We start from the raw sequence: 17849 nt of genomic DNA on the forward strand, positions 1-17849 counted from the left end.
ATTTCATTCCACAGGTCATTCCACAGGTTGTGCACAAGACGCGCGGCGTTTCTCCGTTTTAGTGCACAGAGTTATACACAGGCCGATTTGTCAGGCGTTGTGCGCCCTTTCTAGTCTTAGGCATCCTGCTCGAAGCCACTGGCCAACGGGCGGTGTCGGGGGCGGGCTGTAAGCCTGATAGTGAGGCTGTTTGCCTGGCTGAAAGAAAAAGGAGTAGCGGTGTCAATTGCTCATCTTGGTCTGACGAGCGACCAGCGAGCGGGCGGCGAGACGCGCGGCCACGAACGAACACCACCGCACGACCTGCTCGCAGAGCAGAGCGCCATCGGCGGAATGCTGCTCAGCAAAGACGCAGTGGCTGACGTGGTGGAGGTTGTGCGCGGGGCCGACTTCTACATTCCGAAGCACGAACTCGTGTTCGACGCGATTCTCAACCTGTACTCGCACGGTGAGCCGACCGACGTCATCGCGGTCACCGACGAGCTCACCAAGTCGGGGGAGCTTTCGCGCTCGGGCGGCGCGGAGTACCTGCACACGCTGACCAGCCTGGTGCCCACGGCCGCGAACGCCGGGTACTACGCCTCCATCGTCTCGGAGAAAGCCATCTTGCGCCGGCTCGTCGAGGCCGGAACCCGCATCGTGCAGATGGGCTACGCCAGCGAGGGCGAGGTGATGGATCTCGTCAACAATGCCCAGGCCGAGATCTATGCCGTGAACGGCAACACCGAGACCGAAGACTACGTTCCGCTCACCACGGCCGTGAACGCTGCCATCGACGAGATCGAGGCTGCCAAGGGCCGCGAGGGCCAGATGACGGGTGTACCCACCGGATTCGCCGAGCTCGACTCTCTGACAAACGGTCTGCACCCCGGCCAGCTCATCATCGTCGCTGCGAGGCCTGCTCTCGGTAAGTCAACGCTCGCCCTCGACTTCGCGCGCGCGGCTTCGATCAAGCACGACATGCCCTCCATCTTCTTCTCGCTCGAAATGGGGCGCAGCGAAATCGCCATGCGCCTGCTGTCGGCCGAGTCGTCGGTACCGCTGCAGAACATGCGTAAGGGCACAGTCGAGAACCGTGACTGGACGACCATTGCCGCTACCCGCGGCCGCATCAACGACTCGCCGCTGTACATCGATGACAGCCCGAACATGACGCTCGTCGAGATTCGGGCGAAGTGCCGACGACTCAAGCAGCGCGTGGGGCTGAAGATGGTCATCATCGACTACCTGCAGCTGATGACCTCGGGTAAGCGCGTCGAATCGCGCCAGCAAGAGGTGAGCGAGTTCTCACGTGCGCTGAAGCTCATGGCGAAAGAATTGCAAGTGCCCGTCATCGCGCTTTCACAACTGAACCGCGGCCCAGAGCAGCGTGCAGACAAGAAGCCGGCGCTCTCAGACCTTCGTGAGTCGGGTTCGCTCGAGCAAGACGCCGACATGGTGATTCTGCTGCACCGCGAAAGCGCCTACGAAAAAGACAACCCCCGTGCCGGCGAGGCCGACCTCATCGTGGCCAAGCACCGCAACGGCCCCACCGCCACCGTGACGGTCGGCTTCCACGGCCACTTCTCCCGTTTCGCCGACATGCCGCACGCCTAATTTTCTCGGCAAGGAGGCCGAGAAAGCACACAGGTGGGGCGACTTATGATGGAGGGTCAGCACGAACGGAAAGAGGCCGCTTCAGGTGAGCGTCGAACAGGGACCCGGTGAGGGTCGTTCGCCCTATTGGGGCGTGCCGATCGCACGGGCGATTCCGGCGTTCGTCGTCGCCGCGTATCTGACCTTCACCGAGAACCACTCCTCGCAAGTCGGCTTGTTCGTGTTCGGGTCGTATGCCGTGGTCGCCTCGGTGATCGTGGCCGTTCTCTCGGCCCGATATGTTGCCGTACCTGCCACCCGGCGACTGTGTGTGGCGCAAGGCGTCATCGGTCTTGTGCTCGGCGTGGTGGCCCTTGTTTTCAACACCGGCGGAACGCCCTTCTTTCTGTACATCGTGACGCTGTTCGGCGCCCTCACCGGCTTCCTCGAGTTGTACTGCGGTCTTCGGTCGCGCACGACGAAAGATCACCTTGCGGCCAAAGACTGGATCGCCGCAGGCGCCTTCACGGCGCTGCTCGCTCTCGTTTTTCTCGTGGTGCCGCTTGACGTGGTGACGGCTGTCGGCCTCTTCGGGGGATACGCCGTGATGCTCGGCATCTACCTCGTCATCGGTGGCCTTTCACTCCGCTGGGGCCCTGGCCCCGCAGCATCCACTTCGCTGAGCCAAGAAACGACACTGTGACCGAACCCGCCCGCCCCACCCGAAAAGAAATTCTGAAGCCCGTCGAGCTGCTCGTCATCTCGCTGATTCTCGGCGCTTTCGTCGGGCTCGTCGTGCTGTTCTCGACGCGTCAGCCGCTGCTCGCCGCGGTGTTCTTCGGCATTGCGTTCATCGTGTCGCTCGTGGTGACCGCCATGTTCACTCTCACCTTCAAGCCGAACCAGGCCGAGGTCGACGAGCTCGCCGGCGAGAACGAAGACGGCACCCCGAAGACCCCACCGCCCTACCTCGGCCCCGGCCCGAAGGGCCACTGACCGCCCGAGCTCGTGAGCTCGAACTAGTCGGCAGAGCCGGCCGGCGGGGTGGCGATGTAGTCGACGAGAGTGGATGCGAGGCCCGTGTAGGTGGCGGGTGTGAGGGCGACGAGACGCGCCTTCGCCGCAGCTCCGATGTCGAGGCCCTCGACGAACGCGATCAGGTCGGCCTGCCCGATTTTTTTGCCGCGGGTGAGCTCTTTGAGCAGAGCATACGGATCGCTGATCGAGCTGCGGCCGGCCGTGATCTCGGCACGCACAACAGTCTGAATCGCTTCGCCGAGAATCTCCCAGTTGTCGTCGAGATCGGCGGCGAGCAGTGCGCGGTTCAGTGAGATCTGGTCGAGCCCCCCGCGAATGTTGTCGAGCGCCAGCAGCGAATGCCCGAGTGCAACACCGATGTTGCGCTGCGTGCTGGAGTCGGTGAGGTCGCGTTGCAGGCGAGACGTGACGAGCGTCTGAGCGAGCGAGTCGAGCAGCGCGCTCGAGAGCTCGAGGTTGGCCTCCGCGTTCTCGAACCTGATGGGGTTGATCTTATGCGGCATGGTCGATGAACCCGTGGCGCCCGCCACCGGAATCTGGGTGAAATAGCCGAGCGAAATGTACGTCCAGATGTCGGTGCAGAGGTTGTGCAGCACCCGGTTCGCGTGCGCGATCTGGGCGTAGAGCTCGGCCTGCCAGTCGTGCGACTCGATCTGCGTGGTGAGTGGGTTCCAGGTGAGCCCGAGCGAGGTCACGAACTCTTCTGAGACGTGGGGCCAGTCGAGCGAGTCATCGGCGGCGAGGTGCGCTGCGAAAGTTCCGGTGGCGCCACTGAACTTGGCCAGATACGAGGTTGCCGAGATCTGGGTCACGATGCGTTCGAGGCGGTAGACGAAGACCGCCAGCTCTTTGCCCATGGTGGTGGGCGTGGCGGGCTGCCCGTGGGTGCGAGCCAGCATCGGGTCGTCGCGGTAGAGCACGGCCTGCCGCCGCAGTTCTTCGATGACGAGGCGCAGGGCGGGCATCCACACACCCGTCACCGCGTCACGAATGGTGAGCGCGTACGAGAGGTTGTTGATGTCTTCGCTGGTGGCCGCGAAGTGGGTGAGTTCGGCGGTGCTCGTGAGGCCGAGCTGCTCGAGGCGGTCGCGAACGAGGTACTCGACGGCCTTCACGTCGTGCCGGGTGGTGGCTTCGAGCGCGGCGAGCTGGTCGATCTCAGGCTGCCCGAACGACGTTGCGAGGCTGAGCAGACTCTCGATCTGCGCTGGCGTGAGTCGTGCTGACCCCGCGAATTCGTGCTCAGTGAGGTAGATCAGCCATTCGATCTCAACAGTGACACGGGCGCGGTTGAGACCGGCTTCAGAGAGAAACTCGCCGAGGGCGCTCACTGCCGGGCGGTACCGGCCGTCGAGCGGGCTGAGTGGTTGGGGGGGCAGTGACATGGCTCTAGGCTCCGGTGCTGGGCTCGCCGCGGCGAGCGCTGGGGGTGGGGTCGGTCGTGGTTGCGGCGGTCGTCGGTGCAGTCGACGGGGTGTGGATGCCCGTGCCGCCCTGATGGCGAAGCGCGGGCTCGAGCTGGGCGAACAGCGCGCGGCAGCTTCTCTCGATGATGCCGAGCACCTGGTCGAACATGGCCGCGTCGGAGTAGTAGGGGTCTTGCACGTCGCTGATACCGGCCGATTCGGGGTCGAAGCTCGCCAGGAGCCTGATCTTCGAACGGTCAGCGTCGTTCTCGGCCCAGCCCCGAATCACACGCTCGTGGCTGCGATCGAGCGCGACGACCAGGTCGAGTTCATCGAACCAGGCCGGGTCGAACTGGCGGGCGCGGTGGGTCTGGCCGTTGTATCCGCGCCTGGCGAGGGCCTCGATGGTGCGCGGGTCAGCTTTTTCGCCGACGTGCCAGTCACCCGTTCCGGCCGAAGTGACGGCGATGCGGTCATCCAGCCCGGCCTTCTGCACGAGGTCACGCAGAACCACTTCGGCCATGGGCGAACGGCAGATGTTGCCTGTGCAGACCATGCTGACCCGAAAGACGCCGTCGGTTCGGGGGGCGTGGTCGTCAGGCATAGCTCTATTCTCGCCTATCGCTCATGAACAGGCCGCGGCAGAGGTCGTGCGGCTCAGCGCCGCCCGGAGGTGCGACCGACGCGAAAGATCGCCTTCAGAATGGCACCGATGATGGCGCTCAGAATCGCGAGCACCAGGGCGCCGAGCACGGCAGTCCAGAACCCGTCGACCACGAGCCCGAAACCGAACCAGCTCGTCACCCAGCTCGCCAGCAGCAGCAGAATCGCGTTGACGATGAGCGAGATGAGCCCGAGGGTCAGAATGTAGAGCGGAAACGCCACAATTCGAATCGCGGTGCCGATGATGCCGTTCACGATTCCGAAGATCAGCGCGACGAAAAGGTAGGACACCACGATGGCGAAGCTGTTGTCGGCATAGGGCTGCAGGGTGACCCCGGTGACGATCAGCGTGGTCAGCCACAGTGCGATGGCATTGGTGACGAGGGAGACGAGAAATCGGGCCATGCCCCAACTATGGCAGGTACGCGGCTTGGCCGGAAGCGCCCAAAAAGTCGCGAGCACGAGCCGGCCCCGGGGTGAGGTTCACCGTAGCGGCGAGCGCAGTGGCCAGCGCGGGAGCCAGGCCGGTCTGAATTCGCGCGATGGCCTCACGCAACTCTGAGGCGCTCGCTGTGTTCGGGGCACGTGCCTCGCCGAGCCCTGCCGCTTCGATGGCGCGCGCACCCGCGAACTGGTCGGTGGAGAACGGCAAGGCGAGCATAGGCACGCCCGTCGCGACGGCTTCAGTGACGCTGTTATTGCCTGCATGCGTCACGGCCAGGGCAGAGTGGCGCAGCAGGGTGACTTGCGGCAGATAGCTGCGCACGAACCAGTGCTGCGGTACATCGGCGAAGGCTGCGGGGTCAGACGAACCAGTCGCCAGGGCCACTCGAACGGGCAAGGGTCGCAGGGCATCCACTACCCGCAGCAGAACGTCGGTGCGCACCGAGAGAAAGCTGCCGAAGCTCACGTAGACGAGCGGCAGGGTGCCTTGTTCGAGCCACTCGGCCACGTCGAGGTCTGGCGGGTCGTCGCGAAGGGCAGCACCGAGAAAGGCGTGCGGCGGCAGGGCTGCGGTTCGTTCTGGCTGGTGAATCAGCTCGGGGTAGTTGAAGAGCACTCGCGGCCCGTGTTCGGCAAACGCGTCTCGCGAAGGTGGGGCCGCCGGGTTCAATTCGGCGAGGGCGGCATTCCACTGCCTGGTGAATTCGTGGCTGACGCGTTCGTTGACCGCTCGCAGGCTCGCGAGCTCGGCGGTCGACGGTGTAAAGGCCTCGGGCCAGAACGGTGGCTGACCGTAAACCTCGGTGCCGACTGGCAGGGCTGATGGATGCCCGAGCACAACATCGGCATACGAAATGCCAGCCGCGTCGAGCCCTAAGCGCGCCCCGAAGGCGAGGTGGTCGACCAGAATCTGATCTGGTTTCGTCTGCTCCACCACAGCCTGCACTCGCCGCGCGTTCTGCACAGGATCGAACAACAGGTCAGCACTTCGGGCCTCGGCCTGAAATCGTAGAGTCTCGATCATTCCCGACCGGGTGGCGTCGAAGAAGCCGCGCAACGCGTCGTCTTCGCCCGTGGGCTGGTCTTCAGCTCGAATCACGCCCGGGTTCGAGCCCCGACCCAATTGGAGGTTTACCCGTGAGTACCCGAACTCGTCGACGATCGACGCGGTGGCAGGGCCGGTGGCGACGATCACCTGCTCGCCGGCGTCTCGCCACGCGGTCGCGAGGGTCGCCAAAGGCAGCAGGTGCGAGGCGTAGTCGGGGCTGATGACGAGCAGGGTCACCGCCGCGCGTCTCCGGCTCGGGTGTTCGTGGTCGTCGCGGCCGTCGCGGTACGGCTCGGCGTGCCGGTGCAGGTGCCGGTGCCGGTTGCGCGGCGAGCCGTGCCGGTATCGGCGCCGATGATGGCGTGCGAGGCGTCGGCCGCGACCCGACCGTAGATCTCGGCGAGGTTCGATGCCATGGCGTCGATGGTGAACTTCTCGCGCACGAGTTGCTGAGCCCGGTTCACCCGCGATTCTTCGGCGGCACTTTCGAGCACCGGATTGATTCGCGAAAGGGCGAACGCATCGCGCAAACCGCGTCTCATGCCGGCAGCGTTTCGCGTGTCGATCAGAAACCCGGTGATTCCGTCGGCGACGTAGGTTGCAGGCCCTCCTCCGTTCGGAGCGATCACCACGAGCCCCGCAGCAAGTGCTTCGAGCAACGCGATGCCGAACTCTTCTTTCAGGCTGCCGCACACGTACACCCCGCGAGGGGCGATGAGCGACGGTCTGCCGTAGCGTGTCGCGGCCAGCCAGCGCGCCACAAGGTCGTTGGGCCGGTGGCCGGCGAGCAGCAGGCCCGCGCGGGCATCCGGATGCTCGGCGAGCGTTTTCTCGATGCGGTCGAGTTGCCCGCGCTCGTCGGCCGACGGGTTGGCGAGGTCACCCCCGACGATCACGAGGTTGCACCGTGCACGCAGCACCAGGTCGGCCGCCCACGCCTCGACGATGGTCGCCATTCCCTTCACGTGGTGCAGCCGGCCAACGCTGATGGCCAGTGGCAGGCCGTGGCGGTTCACCGGAAGAGAGCGGATGAGCTCGTCGAGCTGGTCGAACGCGTCGAGCCTGTCGAGTGTGTCGGGCCGGTCGAGTGCGTCGCCGTGGTCGAGTGCGTCGTCGTGGCCGGCTGCGTAGCGCCCTTCTTCGGGCGAGGCCTTTTGTGGGCCAGCCGCTGGCTGTGCGTCGGTTTGCAGCGCAGCCTGCGCCTCGCGCAGAGCGGCCTCGATGACCGAAACGTCGATTCCCTCTGCCACGACGGTGTACCGATCTGGCTCGGCCTCGATGTCGATGCCCAGCAACTCGTGCAGGTCAGCTGCCAGTTCGGGGCGCGGAAAAAGCACGGTGTGGGCAGACTGCCCAGCGAGACGCTCGACGAGCCGGGTACGAAACCAGTAGTGCTCATGCTCGTCGACTTCTCCGAACGAAGCCCGGGTGAGGGTGCCCGCCATGTCGAGGGCGTGAATGACCGCGTGAGGATCGGGTGCGAGCGTGAAGACCACTCTGATGCCGAGTTGTTCTGCGACGGCCGCCGCGGCCATGCTGCCTACCTCTGCCATGCGCAGGTGCAGAACATCCACGGGCCCGAAGGCGAGCAGTGCGCGCCGAATACCTCGCTCGGCTGCCACCCGGCTCGGCCACGCGCTCGCGGTCGAGAGCGGCGGGGCGAGCAGCGGAATCGGCGCGAACACGTGTGCGGGTGCCACGACCGACCCGGCGCGGCTGGCGATCTCGCCATCGGTCCACGGGTCGTCAGTTCGGCCGGCGAGCGTATTCGGGCCCGCGCCAGGCTCAGCCGCGAGCTCGCTTTCGCGACTCGGCAGCGACCGCATGGCGTCTGCCGCCGAACCGCGCGACATGGTGATCACGCGGTCGATCGCCGGTTGCTGCACCAGCGAATCGCCCAGCCGAACGAGCAGTGTGGCGATACCTCCGTTGTCGCCGGCACCGGCCTTGGTCAGACCGCGATCGATGTCAGCGTGCAGAAAGAGTTGCGCAACGGTGAGGCCACGCGACGGCACACTCTGCCTCGGCTCTGCTGCCGAAGGCGGGTTCAGCGCCAGGTTGATGTCGTACGCCGCCAACCGGGCGACGTCGCCCAGCTCGCCGGGTGTTGTCGCGAGGCGTTGCACGACCTCACGCGCGGCGCGCTCGTTGCTGCGGTCGCCGAGCGACGCCATGGCCGCCACTCGAACTGCCACGGCCTCGTCTTCGTCGTCGGCGAGATAACTCAGCGCTCGGCCAGCCACCCGGCCTGGAATGAGCCCCAGTGTCTCGGCGAGACGGGCGCGCGGCTCAGCCGCACTCTGCCCCATGAGTGCTCCCTCGAGGGCCAGTGCAACGTGATCGGGTGTCGATGCGGCCCACTGTTGCAATGTGCGCTGGGCAAGCGCTCCAGCGAAGCCGCCCGCAATGACGCTCGCAATCAAACGCGAAACGGCATCGAGCCGGGGCAGCCGGCTCCAGAACGCCCATGCTGCGTGTTCGCGCACGAAGGCGCGACGGTCTGAGAGCAGCTCCGAGAGCGCGAATTCGGCCTCGTCGTCGTATATGCGCGATAAGGCATGTATCGCAGCGATCGCGGTGAGGGTGTCTGAGTCATCGGCGATGAGCTGCACGAGGCGAGCGACCGAATCATTGCCGAACCGGTCGGTCGCCTCGGCCAGCACATCGGCCGACCTCATGGCATCGAGCAGAAATGGCGTGTCTCTGAGGTCGCCCAGTGCGCCGTCGAGTGCAGAAGCGGGGTTGATCATCTGTGTGGTGCCTCACATCGTCATGCAATGCGGTGCGGTGCGAGTCGCGCTCCTCGTGGAGCGAATCAGCGCACGCGTGTACCGCGGTTTAGAGTCTCTTTCTATGTTTCGGAGCCCTATCTGCAAGCGGTAGGAGTCGGGTTACCTTTGCACGGGCTACATTCAGTGAATTGCGAGCGCGAATTCGCCGCAATGCCTTGACTTCACGGCGAAGAACCCGCCCAAAACCCAGTGACGGCCGAGCAGGGTGAATTAGGATGCTCTGATGAGCGTTTCTGGCACTCCCCCGGTCAAACTGCGCCCCGAGATCGTCGCGTTGCCGCCGTATCGCCAGGGCAAGGCCGTCGAGGGCGGCTTCAAACTGTCGTCGAACGAGAATCCGTTTCCGCCGCTGCCCGGTGTTCTCGCCGCGGCGAATCAGGCCGCCGAAACGTTGCATCGCTACCCGAACGGGTTCGCGCCCGAACTCTCGGCACGGCTGGCAGCGCGCTGGGGGGTCGAACTGGAGCAGGTCATCATCGGCGCGGGCTCTGTGGCCTTGCTCGCTCAGCTCGTCATTGCCGCTGCAGGCGCCGGCGAAGAAGTGATCTATTCGTGGCGGTCGTTCGAGGCCTATCCGTTGCTGCCGCCCATGAGCGGGGCTGTGAGCATCCAGGTGCCCAACCGGGCCGACCACGGCCACGATCTGCCGGCCATGGCCGCGGCCATCACCGACCGCACACGGCTGATCATCGTCTGCACGCCGAACAACCCCACGAGCACCATCGTCACGAAGCAGGAATTCGCCGATTTCATGGCGCTGGTTCCGAACGACCTGCTGGTTGTGCTCGACGAGGCGTATACCGAGTTCGTCACCGACCCTGAGGCAGTAAAAGGCACTGATGTACTCAGCGAGTACCCCAACCTCGTGGTGCTGCGCACCTTCTCGAAGGCGTACGGGCTCGCCGGGCTGCGCGTGGGCTACGGAGTCGGGCCCGTGAATGTGATCGATGCCGCGCGCAGTGCGAGCATTCCCCTCTCGGTCACGGCGCACGCGCAACTCGCTGCCCTCGCGTCGCTCGACGTCGAAGACGAGCTGCTCGAGCGCGTGGGGCACATTGCTCGGCTGCGCACCCACATCTGGCAGGGCCTCACGGCACAAGGGTGGTCGGTGCCCGAGCCGCAAGGCAACTTCGTGTGGCTTACCACCGGCGACTACACGAATGAGGCCGCCGCCATTCTGGCGAAGAACGGCATCATGGCGAGGCCTTTTCACCCCGACGGTATCAGAGTGTCGATCGGAGAGTCAGAATCAGTGGATAAACTCCTGGCTTCTACAGAAGAGATTGTTCATAACCTCTCAAAGACGCACACTGCCGAGCCGATACGTTAGAAGCTGGCCCAAACACAGAAGTATGAGGTAGCCAGTGGCAGAGAATTCGCCGACGGTTCAGTTTCTCTCCATTGACGGAGAATTCGCGCCGAGCGAGGCGGCAGAAGAGTATCTGCCCTACCTCAGTGACCTCAGCGACGACGACCACCGGCAGTTCTACCGCGATATGGCCATCAGCCGCCGTTTCGACGAAGAGTGCACGAACCTGCAACGACAGGGGCAGATGGGGCTGTGGCCACCGAGCCACGGGCAAGAGGCTGCGCAGGTGGGTTCTGCCCGGGCATCCAGGCCCCAAGACGTGCTTTTTCCCACCTACCGCGAGCATGCGGTGGGGTTGGTGCGCGGCATCGACATTCTCGGCATCGTCAAGGTGATGCGCGGTGCCAGCCTGGGCGGGTGGGATGCGACAGACCCGAAGAACGGCAACTTTCGCAACTACACACTGGTGATCGGTTCGCAGACGCTGCATGCCACGGGCTACGCCATGGGTGTCGCGTTCGACGGGCTCGTCGGTACGGGTGACCCTGAGGTCGACACGGCCGTCATGGTGTACTTCGGCGACGGATCGACCAGTCAGGGCGACGTCAGCGAGTCATTCGTCTTCGCTGCCTCGAACCAGACGCCGCAGGTGTTCTTCTTGCAGAACAACCAGTGGGCGATTTCGGTGCCGGTCTCTACTCAGTCACGCATACCGCTGTATTTACGCGCACGAGGGTTCGGCATCCCGAGCGTGCAGATCGACGGCAACGATGTGCTCGCCAGCTACGCGGCGACCCGTAAGCACCTCGATGAAGCCCGCGCAGGTCAGGGGCCGGCCATGATCGAGGCGCTCACCTATCGCATCGGGGCGCACACGACTTCTGACGATCCCACCCGCTATCAGACGGCTGAGCAGCTCGCCTACTGGGTAGCACGCGACCCCATCAAGCGGTTCGAGGCGTATCTGCGCACCCAGGGTGCCGATGAAGCATTCTTCGCGGCGACCATCGAAGAGGCCGACGACTTCGCGGCAGACCTGAGGCACCGCACGCTCGCACTCACCGCCCCGCCGCTCTCGTCGATGTTCGAGAACGTCTACTCTGAGCCGCACGCGCTGGTGGCCGAACAGCATGCCTGGCTCGACGCGTACGAACTGTCATTGCGAGAAGGTGCCTGATGCCCGCTTCAGTTGAGGAACTGCCTCTGGCGAAGGCTCTCACCGCAGGGCTTCGGGCCGCGATGGCGACGGATGAACGTGTCATTCTCATGGGCGAAGACATCGGCACCCTGGGTGGTGTCTTTCGCATCACCGAAGGGCTGCAGGCCGAGTTCGGCAAGAAGCGCGTGCTCGACACTCCTCTTGCAGAGTCGGGCATCATCGGCACAGCCGTGGGGCTCGCGATGCGCGGCTACCGGCCGGTCTGCGAGATTCAGTTCGACGGGTTCATCTACCCCGGGTTCGATCAGATCACGAGCCAGCTCGCCAAGATGACGAACCGAACGTCAGGCACGGTACCGATGCCCGTTGTCATTCGAGTGCCGTACGGCGGTCACATCGGTGCAGTCGAACATCACCAAGAGAGCCCGGAGGCGTATTTCGTCCACACCGCGGGCCTGCGGGTGGTGAGCCCGAGCACTCCGAACGATGCTTACTGGATGATTCAAGAGGCGATCGCCTCCGACGACCCGGTGATGTTTTTCGAACCGAAAAGCCGGTATTGGCCCAAGGGCCCGGTCGACTTCTCGGCGAGTGCGGTTCCACTGCACTCCACGCGCGTTGTGCGAACCGGCACCGATGTGACGCTCATTGCGCACGGCGCCATGGTGTCGACCCTGCTTCAGGCAGCGCAGGTCGCCGCCGACGAGGGAGTCAGTGTCGAAGTTCTCGACCTGCGCTCGCTGAGTCCCATCGATTTCGGGCCTATCATCTCGTCGGTCGAGAAGACCGGGCGCCTCATCGTCTGTCAAGAAGCCCCCGGCTTTGTCAGCGTGGGGTCAGAGATTGCCGCTACGGTCGCAGAACGAGCCTTCTTCTCGCTGCAATCACCTGTGCTGCGCGTCTCAGGATTCGACACTCCGTACCCCTCGTCGAAGATCGAATCGTTCTATCTGCCAGACGCCGACCGGGTGCTCGAGGCGATCGATCGTTCGCTGGCGTACTGATGTGTACGCATGGTGATGGGTGTGCTGACGTGAATGGAGCGCAGAGCTGATATGAGTGAATCACTGTTCTTACTGCCCGACGTCGGCGAGGGTCTGACCGAGGCAGAGATCGTGTCGTGGCGTGTCGCCGCGGGCGACACCATCACCATCAACCAGGTGATCGTCGAGATCGAGACCGCCAAGTCGCTCGTGGAGTTGCCGTCGCCCTACGAGGGCGTGGTGCGCGAGATTCTGGTGGGCGAGGGCACCACCGTCGAGGTGGGAACGCCGATCATCCGGGTGTTCGGCGACGAGCCTGAGACGCCCATCGTTCCCGCTGTCGCGCCTGTGCTGGCCGAAGTGGCTCGGGTCATCGAAGACGCGGCCGCAACTGTTTCACGTGAAGCGGAGCAAGGCCCTGGGGCTGTGCTCGTGGGGTACGGCAGCAAGGGCCACGTGTCGAGCCGGCGTCGCACGAGGTTGGTTCCGCCCGGTGGTCTCGCCTCAGACGGCGCGGATGCCCGTGGTGTGGCAGCCCCGCAGCGAGCGGGTTCTGGCGCGGGAGCTTCAGCGACCACTGGCTCGGGAGCTTCCGCGACCACTGGCGCGGGTGGTTCGGGCGAGCATCCATCGTTCCCCGTCGGCTCCTCCTCCCCCGCTATTACAGGCCTGCCGGTTATTGCCAAGCCGCCCATTCGCAAGCTCGCCAAAGACCTCGACGTCAGCCTCGCCGAGGTCACACCTACCGGTCCGATCGGCGACATCACTCGCGACGACGTCATTCGGCACGCCTCGCAGGCGAAGGTCTTTCACAACATCGAGACTCCGCAGTGGGCGGATGAGCGCGAAGAGCGCATTCCGGTGAAGGGCGTGCGTAAGCACATCGCCAAATCGATGGTGACCAGCGCTTTCACCGCTCCGCACGTGAGCCTCTTCGTTGACGTCGACGCGACCCGCACCATGGAATTCGTGAAGCGCCTGAAGAACTCGGCCGATTTCGCGGGCGTCAAGGTTTCGCCCCTGCTCATCATTGCCAAGGCCATCATCTGGGCGGTGCGCCGTAACCCGATGGTGAACTCGGCGTGGACAGACAAAGAGATCATCGTGCGCAACTACGTGAATCTCGGAGTCGCTGCCGCCACTCCCCGCGGCCTTCTGGTGCCGAACGTCAAAGAAGCGCAGGCGATGACCCTGCTCGAGTTGGCTTCTGCGCTCGAATCACTCACCCTCACGGCTCGCGAGGGTCGCACCAGCCCGGCCGACATGGCCGACGGCACCATTACTATTACGAACATCGGTGTGTTCGGCATGGACACCGGCACTCCCATTCTCAACCCCGGTGAAGTCGCCATCATCGCGCTCGGAACGATCAAACAGCGCCCCTGGGTGGTCGACGGCGAGGTTCGGCCTCGGTTCGTGACGACCCTCGGCGCGAGCTTTGACCATCGTGTGGTCGACGGCGACGTGGCGAGCCGGTTTCTGGCAGATGTCGCGGCCATCGTCGAAGAACCGGCGCTGTTGCTCGATTGAGTAGTGTTGCCGCGGGTAGCGGGTAGCGGTGAGCGGTGAGCGCTATCGCTTTTGACAATCATTATCAATAAGCCCTAACATCAGTGGATGCCCCGACGCCTTCGACCCTTCACCGTGCATGCGCGCAGGTCTCTGCTCGGGGTCGCCTTAGCCGGGTTTCTCGTCGCGGCCGCCAGCGGTTGCGCGGCCGACACGGCCACGGCTGACGGAGCACAGGTCGGCTCGAGCAGTTCTCAGGGCTCCAGTGGCCAACCCGGGGTCGCGGGAGGGTCTCTTCGCATCGTCGCTTCGACGAGTGTGTATGGCGACATCGCTGAGAGCATCGGCGGCGATCGAGTTTCGGTGACCTCGATTATCGACAACCCGGACAAAGACCCTCACGAGTATCAAGCCACGGGTCAGAACGCCCTCGCTCTCTCGAAAGCGTCGATCGTCATCGAGAACGGTGGCGGTTACGACGATTTCATCGACTCGATGCTGTCGACCGCCAAGAAGCCCGGTGCGATTGTGGTGAACGCTGCAACCATTTCGGGCTACGACCAGCACCCCGCCGATGGCAGCTTCAACGAGCACCTCTGGTACGACTTCGCAACCGTCTCGAAAGTCGCCGACGAGCTGGCCGGTGCACTCACCACCGAAGACCCGAGGGGCGCCGCGTTCTACCAAGCGAACGCCCTCGACTTCAGTCAGAAACTCGACGCATTGACCGCTCGCGAGAAGCAACTCCAGTCTCTCTACGCCGGCACCGGAGTCGCAATCACCGAACCCGTTGCCCTCTATCTGCTCGACGCGGTCGGTCTCGTCGACAAGACTCCGGCGAAGTTCAGCGAAGCCGTTGAAAACGGAACAGACGTGGCGCCCGACGTTCTCTCGCAGACGATTGCCCCGTTCGCCGATCACCGCGTTGCTGCGCTCGTCTACAACTCTCAAACCACCGGTGCACAGACCGACGCGGTGCTCGGGGCGGCCCACGCTGCGTCGGTGCCCGTCGTCGCCGTGACCGAGTCGCTGCCGGCCGGCCAGAGCTACCTGGGCTGGATGACCGACAATCTCGCGGCGCTCGGCGCTGCCCTCTCACAGTGAGCGTGATGTGATGACCACTGACAACCTGCTGGCCGGCCAACCGGTTCTGCGGCTGGCCGGCGCCTCGCTGAGCTTTGGCAATCGAACGCTCTGGAGTGGCCTCGATCTCACCGTGCAGGCTGGCGAATTCATCGCCGTCATCGGTGCCAACGGGTCGGGCAAGACGAGCCTGCTGAAGGTGATACTCGGTCAGCAGCAATTGACGAGCGGAACCATTGAGTTTCTCGGGTCGCCGGTGTTGCGCGGCAATCGCCGGATCGGCTACATTCCCCAGCAGAAGCTCGCCGACGATGGCACGCCGCTGCGGGCACGGGATCTCGTGGGGCTCGGCTTGGTGGGTCATCGGTTCGGCATACCGTGGCCCTCGACACGGCGAAGAAAACGGGTCGACACCCTTCTCGACTCGGTAGGAGCGACCGCCTACGCCGACGTTTCGATCTCGCATCTGTCTGGCGGCGAACAGCAGCGGCTGCGCGTCGGTCAGGCGCTCGCCGGTGACCCCGCCTTGTTGTTGTGTGATGAGCCTCTTCTTTCTCTTGATTTGAACTACCAGCGTGCGGTGAGCGAGTTGATCGACCAGCAGCGGCGTGAGCGTGATTTAGGAGTGTTGTTCGTCACGCACGACATCAATCCGGTGCTGGCCATGGTCGACCGAGTGCTGTACCTGGCGGGTGGCCGCTTTCGCATCGGCACCCCCGACGAGGTTCTTCGCTCTGACGTGCTGAGCGAACTGTACGGTTCACCCGTAGACGTGATTCGGTCACAGGGCCGCGTGATCGTGGTCGGAACGCCAGACGGAGCCCACGGGCATCCTGACGGCGTCGCGGCCCACCACGACGAAGACCATGACGGGGTCACCGGTTCTGCTGGGAGCCAGGGGCTTGGCACATGAGCGGTGACCTGTGGTCGCAGATCTTCAACTTCGACAACTACGGCGAACTGCTGGTGTTGCTGCAAAACTCGATCATCGCCGGCGCGGTACTCGGCGTCGTCGGAGGCCTGATCGGCGTCTTCGTGATGTCGCGCGACATGGCGTTCGCCGTGCACGGAATCAGCGAGCTGTCGTTCGCCGGCGCCTCGGCCGGCCTGCTCTTCGGCGTGGGGGTGGTCGAGGGTTCGATCATCGGGTCGTTGGTGGCCGCCGCACTGATCGGAATCTTGGGAACTCGCGCTCGAGACCGCAACTCGATCATCGCCGTGCTCATGCCGTTCGGGCTCGGCCTCGGTATCTTGTGTCTCTCGTTGTACCCGGGTCGCTCGGCGAACAAGTTCGGGTTATTGACGGGGCAGATCGTTGCCGTCGACGACCCGAAGCTGAACTCGCTCATCGCCATCTCGATCGTTGTTGTGCTCGGCCTGGCGGTCGCGTGGAGGCCCTTGATGTTCTCGAGTGTCGACGCCGATGTGGCGGCTGCCCGTGGAGTGCCGACGCGCTTTCTCTCGCTGTACTTCATGCTCTTGCTGGGGCTGGCGGTGGCTGTGTCGGTACAGATCGTCGGTTCGCTCTTGGTGCTCTCCATTCTGGTGACACCGGCCGCGGCGGCTTTGCGGCTCTCGTCGTCGCCCGTTCTGGTGCCGCTGTTGAGCACCGTCTTCGCGGTGGTGTCTCTCGTGGGTGGCATCATGCTCGCCCTCGGCGGGGCGATACCGATCAGCCCGTATGTCACAACGATCTCCTTCTTGATCTACGTGGTGTGTCGTGTGGTCGGTGGCGTTCGACAGCGACGGGGCAATACTGGCCGGGTCGGCGAACTCGCGGGCGCCCGGAGCTAAAGTTGTGGATAACGAAGACACGGTCACAACGGTGAAGAGGAGGTCGTGATGAAAAGAAACACCTGGCAACGAGACGCCGTTCGTGCGGCCCTCGACACGCAGCTGGGGTTCGTCAGTGCGCAGAACCTCCATTCGAGCTTGCGTACGACTGGTTCGCACATCGGGTTGGCGACCGTCTATCGCGCCCTCAGCGATTTGGCGAGCGAGGGTGAAGCCGACTCACTGCAGTCACCCGAGGGCGAGAGCCTGTACCGCGCCTGCTCGAGCGGCCACCATCATCACCTCATCTGCCGCAGCTGCGGACTTGCCGTCGAGGTCGAAGCCGACGACGTCGAGGTGTGGGCGAAGAAGGTCGCCAGCCTGCACGGTTTCAGTCAGGCGGAGCATGTTGTCGACGTGTTCGGGTATTGCTCGTCGTGTGTTCCGGCTGTGAAAGAATCGGCCTGAAACCGCACCAACTTGCAGATCTCCGGGCGCTCGCGTAGGCTTGGACGCTGGTTGAGTGGTATCTCCACTCGCATGTGCGCAAACTCTCTCTCGGCTGGTTCTTTCACAAGAGTCGGCAATTCGTTCGGAGAGTTGTGCGTGCCGACAAGAGACCTTGGGTAGGGCATCCGCTCTACGGTAATCGGAGGAAGATCATGGCCGCAGTGTGCCAAGTGACTGGAGCCGTTCCCGGCTTCGGGCACAACATTTCGCACTCGCACCGTCGCACGAAGCGTCGGTTCGACCCGAATGTACAGAAGAAGACTTATTACGTTCCGTCGCTTCGGCGCAACGTCAACCTGACGCTTTCGGCTAAGGGCATCAAGGTCATCGATGCTCGTGGCATCGAAGCCGTCGTCAAAGAGATTCAGGCTCGCGGGGTGAAGCTCTAATGGCAAAAGCACAAGACGTACGCCCGATCATCAAGCTGCGCTCGACGGCCGGCACCGGGTACACCTATGTGACCCGCAAGAACCGTCGTAACGACCCCGACCGCCTCGTGCTGAAGAAGTACGACCCGGTTATTCGCCAGCACGTCGACTTTAGAGAGGAGCGGTAAT

17 protein-coding genes and 1 pseudogene are annotated in these 17849 nt (G+C 64.1%); 13 read left to right on the forward strand and 5 right to left on the reverse strand.

Annotated features, from left to right (window positions below):
- Positions 1–219: 219 nt before the first annotated feature.
- The 3 genes from dnaB (at position 220) to IEX24_RS16315 (ending at position 2571) form a co-directional block, all read left to right on the forward strand.
- The gene (dnaB, locus tag IEX24_RS16305) at positions 220–1596 is read left to right on the forward strand and encodes a replicative DNA helicase (protein ID WP_188680130.1); all 1377 of its coding nucleotides are present in this window, start codon (positions 220–222) and stop codon (positions 1594–1596) included.
- 85 nt (positions 1597–1681) lie between these two features.
- The gene (locus IEX24_RS16310; RefSeq protein ID WP_188680132.1) at positions 1682–2278 is read left to right on the forward strand and encodes a hypothetical protein; all 597 of its coding nucleotides are present in this window, start codon (positions 1682–1684) and stop codon (positions 2276–2278) included.
- On the forward strand, positions 2275–2571 hold the full coding sequence (locus IEX24_RS16315) for a hypothetical protein (RefSeq protein WP_188680134.1): 297 nt from the start codon (positions 2275–2277) through the stop codon (positions 2569–2571). The genes IEX24_RS16310 and IEX24_RS16315 overlap by 4 nt, the downstream gene beginning before the upstream one ends.
- A gap of 23 nt (positions 2572–2594) precedes the next feature.
- Here the strand turns inward: IEX24_RS16315 and purB are convergent, their stop codons facing one another.
- The 5 genes and pseudogenes from purB to IEX24_RS16340 all read right to left on the reverse strand — a co-directional run bounded on the left by purB (position 2595) and on the right by IEX24_RS16340 (position 8924).
- The gene (gene purB, locus IEX24_RS16320) at positions 2595–3998 is read right to left on the reverse strand and encodes an adenylosuccinate lyase (RefSeq protein WP_188680136.1); all 1404 of its coding nucleotides are present in this window, start codon (positions 3996–3998) and stop codon (positions 2595–2597) included.
- Between the two features lie 115 nt (positions 3999–4113).
- Positions 4114–4623: pseudogene (locus IEX24_RS16325) on the reverse strand (low molecular weight protein-tyrosine-phosphatase); the annotation flags it as partial.
- A gap of 53 nt (positions 4624–4676) precedes the next feature.
- Positions 4677–5087 (reverse strand): phage holin family protein, encoded by a 411-nt coding sequence (locus tag IEX24_RS16330; RefSeq protein ID WP_188680140.1) that lies wholly within the window; start codon positions 5085–5087, stop codon positions 4677–4679.
- Positions 5088–5094: 7 nt separating this feature from the next.
- The gene (locus IEX24_RS16335; RefSeq protein WP_188680142.1) at positions 5095–6411 is read right to left on the reverse strand and encodes a nucleotide disphospho-sugar-binding domain-containing protein; all 1317 of its coding nucleotides are present in this window, start codon (positions 6409–6411) and stop codon (positions 5095–5097) included.
- Positions 6408–8924 carry a glycosyltransferase gene (locus IEX24_RS16340; RefSeq protein ID WP_203586044.1) on the reverse strand — a complete coding sequence of 839 codons (2517 nt, stop codon included), beginning with the start codon at positions 8922–8924 and terminating at the stop codon, positions 6408–6410. The genes IEX24_RS16335 and IEX24_RS16340 overlap by 4 nt, the downstream gene beginning before the upstream one ends.
- Positions 8925–9189: 265 nt before the next feature.
- Here IEX24_RS16340 and IEX24_RS16345 point away from each other — a divergent pair, with 265 nt between their 5' ends.
- The 10 genes from IEX24_RS16345 to rpmG all read left to right on the forward strand — a co-directional run bounded on the left by IEX24_RS16345 (position 9190) and on the right by rpmG (position 17848).
- Complete coding sequence (locus IEX24_RS16345; protein WP_188680144.1) at positions 9190–10296, forward strand: histidinol-phosphate transaminase; 1107 nt, start codon at positions 9190–9192, stop codon at positions 10294–10296.
- A gap of 34 nt (positions 10297–10330) precedes the next feature.
- On the forward strand, positions 10331–11452 hold the full coding sequence (locus tag IEX24_RS16350; protein WP_188680146.1) for a thiamine pyrophosphate-dependent dehydrogenase E1 component subunit alpha: 1122 nt from the start codon (positions 10331–10333) through the stop codon (positions 11450–11452).
- Positions 11452–12438: an alpha-ketoacid dehydrogenase subunit beta gene (locus IEX24_RS16355; protein WP_188680148.1), complete on the forward strand. Its 987-nt coding sequence runs from the start codon at positions 11452–11454 to the stop codon at positions 12436–12438. Before IEX24_RS16350 ends, IEX24_RS16355 begins: the two co-directional genes overlap by 1 nt.
- 51 nt (positions 12439–12489) lie before the next feature.
- The gene (locus IEX24_RS16360) at positions 12490–13947 is read left to right on the forward strand and encodes a dihydrolipoamide acetyltransferase family protein (protein ID WP_188680150.1); all 1458 of its coding nucleotides are present in this window, start codon (positions 12490–12492) and stop codon (positions 13945–13947) included.
- An 87-nt stretch (positions 13948–14034) separates the two neighbouring features.
- Positions 14035–15030 (forward strand): metal ABC transporter solute-binding protein, Zn/Mn family, encoded by a 996-nt coding sequence (locus IEX24_RS16365; RefSeq protein ID WP_188680155.1) that lies wholly within the window; start codon positions 14035–14037, stop codon positions 15028–15030.
- Positions 15031–15040: 10 nt separating this feature from the next.
- Positions 15041–15922, forward strand: coding sequence for a metal ABC transporter ATP-binding protein (locus IEX24_RS16370; RefSeq protein WP_188680157.1), 882 nt, complete (start codon positions 15041–15043; stop codon positions 15920–15922).
- Positions 15919–16803, forward strand: a complete 885-nt coding sequence (locus IEX24_RS16375; protein ID WP_188680159.1) for a metal ABC transporter permease — start codon at positions 15919–15921, stop codon at positions 16801–16803. Before IEX24_RS16370 ends, IEX24_RS16375 begins: the two co-directional genes overlap by 4 nt.
- Before the next feature lie 45 nt (positions 16804–16848).
- Entirely contained in the window at positions 16849–17250 is a 402-nt protein-coding gene (locus IEX24_RS16380) for a Fur family transcriptional regulator (protein ID WP_307821467.1), read from the forward strand.
- A 194-nt stretch (positions 17251–17444) separates the two neighbouring features.
- Positions 17445–17681 (forward strand): 50S ribosomal protein L28, encoded by a 237-nt coding sequence (rpmB, locus tag IEX24_RS16385; RefSeq protein ID WP_188680163.1) that lies wholly within the window; start codon positions 17445–17447, stop codon positions 17679–17681.
- Positions 17681–17848: a 50S ribosomal protein L33 gene (rpmG, locus tag IEX24_RS16390; RefSeq protein WP_188680165.1), complete on the forward strand. Its 168-nt coding sequence runs from the start codon at positions 17681–17683 to the stop codon at positions 17846–17848. Before rpmB ends, rpmG begins: the two co-directional genes overlap by 1 nt.
- Position 17849 lies beyond the last annotated feature (1 nt).

Source organism: Subtercola lobariae (genome assembly GCF_014640255.1).
Classification (GTDB): domain Bacteria; phylum Actinomycetota; class Actinomycetes; order Actinomycetales; family Microbacteriaceae; genus Subtercola; species Subtercola lobariae.

Coding starts and splice junctions, on each gene's coding strand:
- purB (WP_188680136.1), bottom strand. CDS start 3,998: ATGTCACTGCCCCCCCAACCACTCAGCCCGCTCGACGGCCGGTACCGC.
- IEX24_RS16330 (WP_188680140.1), bottom strand. CDS start 5,087: ATGGCCCGATTTCTCGTCTCCCTCGTCACCAATGCCATCGCACTGTGG.
- IEX24_RS16340 (WP_203586044.1), bottom strand. CDS start 8,924: ATGATCAACCCCGCTTCTGCACTCGACGGCGCACTGGGCGACCTCAGA.
- IEX24_RS16345 (WP_188680144.1), top strand. CDS start 9,190: ATGAGCGTTTCTGGCACTCCCCCGGTCAAACTGCGCCCCGAGATCGTC.
- IEX24_RS16355 (WP_188680148.1), top strand. CDS start 11,452: ATGCCCGCTTCAGTTGAGGAACTGCCTCTGGCGAAGGCTCTCACCGCA.
- IEX24_RS16360 (WP_188680150.1), top strand. CDS start 12,490: ATGAGTGAATCACTGTTCTTACTGCCCGACGTCGGCGAGGGTCTGACC.
- IEX24_RS16365 (WP_188680155.1), top strand. CDS start 14,035: ATGCCCCGACGCCTTCGACCCTTCACCGTGCATGCGCGCAGGTCTCTG.
- IEX24_RS16370 (WP_188680157.1), top strand. CDS start 15,041: ATGACCACTGACAACCTGCTGGCCGGCCAACCGGTTCTGCGGCTGGCC.
- IEX24_RS16375 (WP_188680159.1), top strand. CDS start 15,919: ATGAGCGGTGACCTGTGGTCGCAGATCTTCAACTTCGACAACTACGGC.
- rpmB (WP_188680163.1), top strand. CDS start 17,445: ATGGCCGCAGTGTGCCAAGTGACTGGAGCCGTTCCCGGCTTCGGGCAC.
- rpmG (WP_188680165.1), top strand. CDS start 17,681: ATGGCAAAAGCACAAGACGTACGCCCGATCATCAAGCTGCGCTCGACG.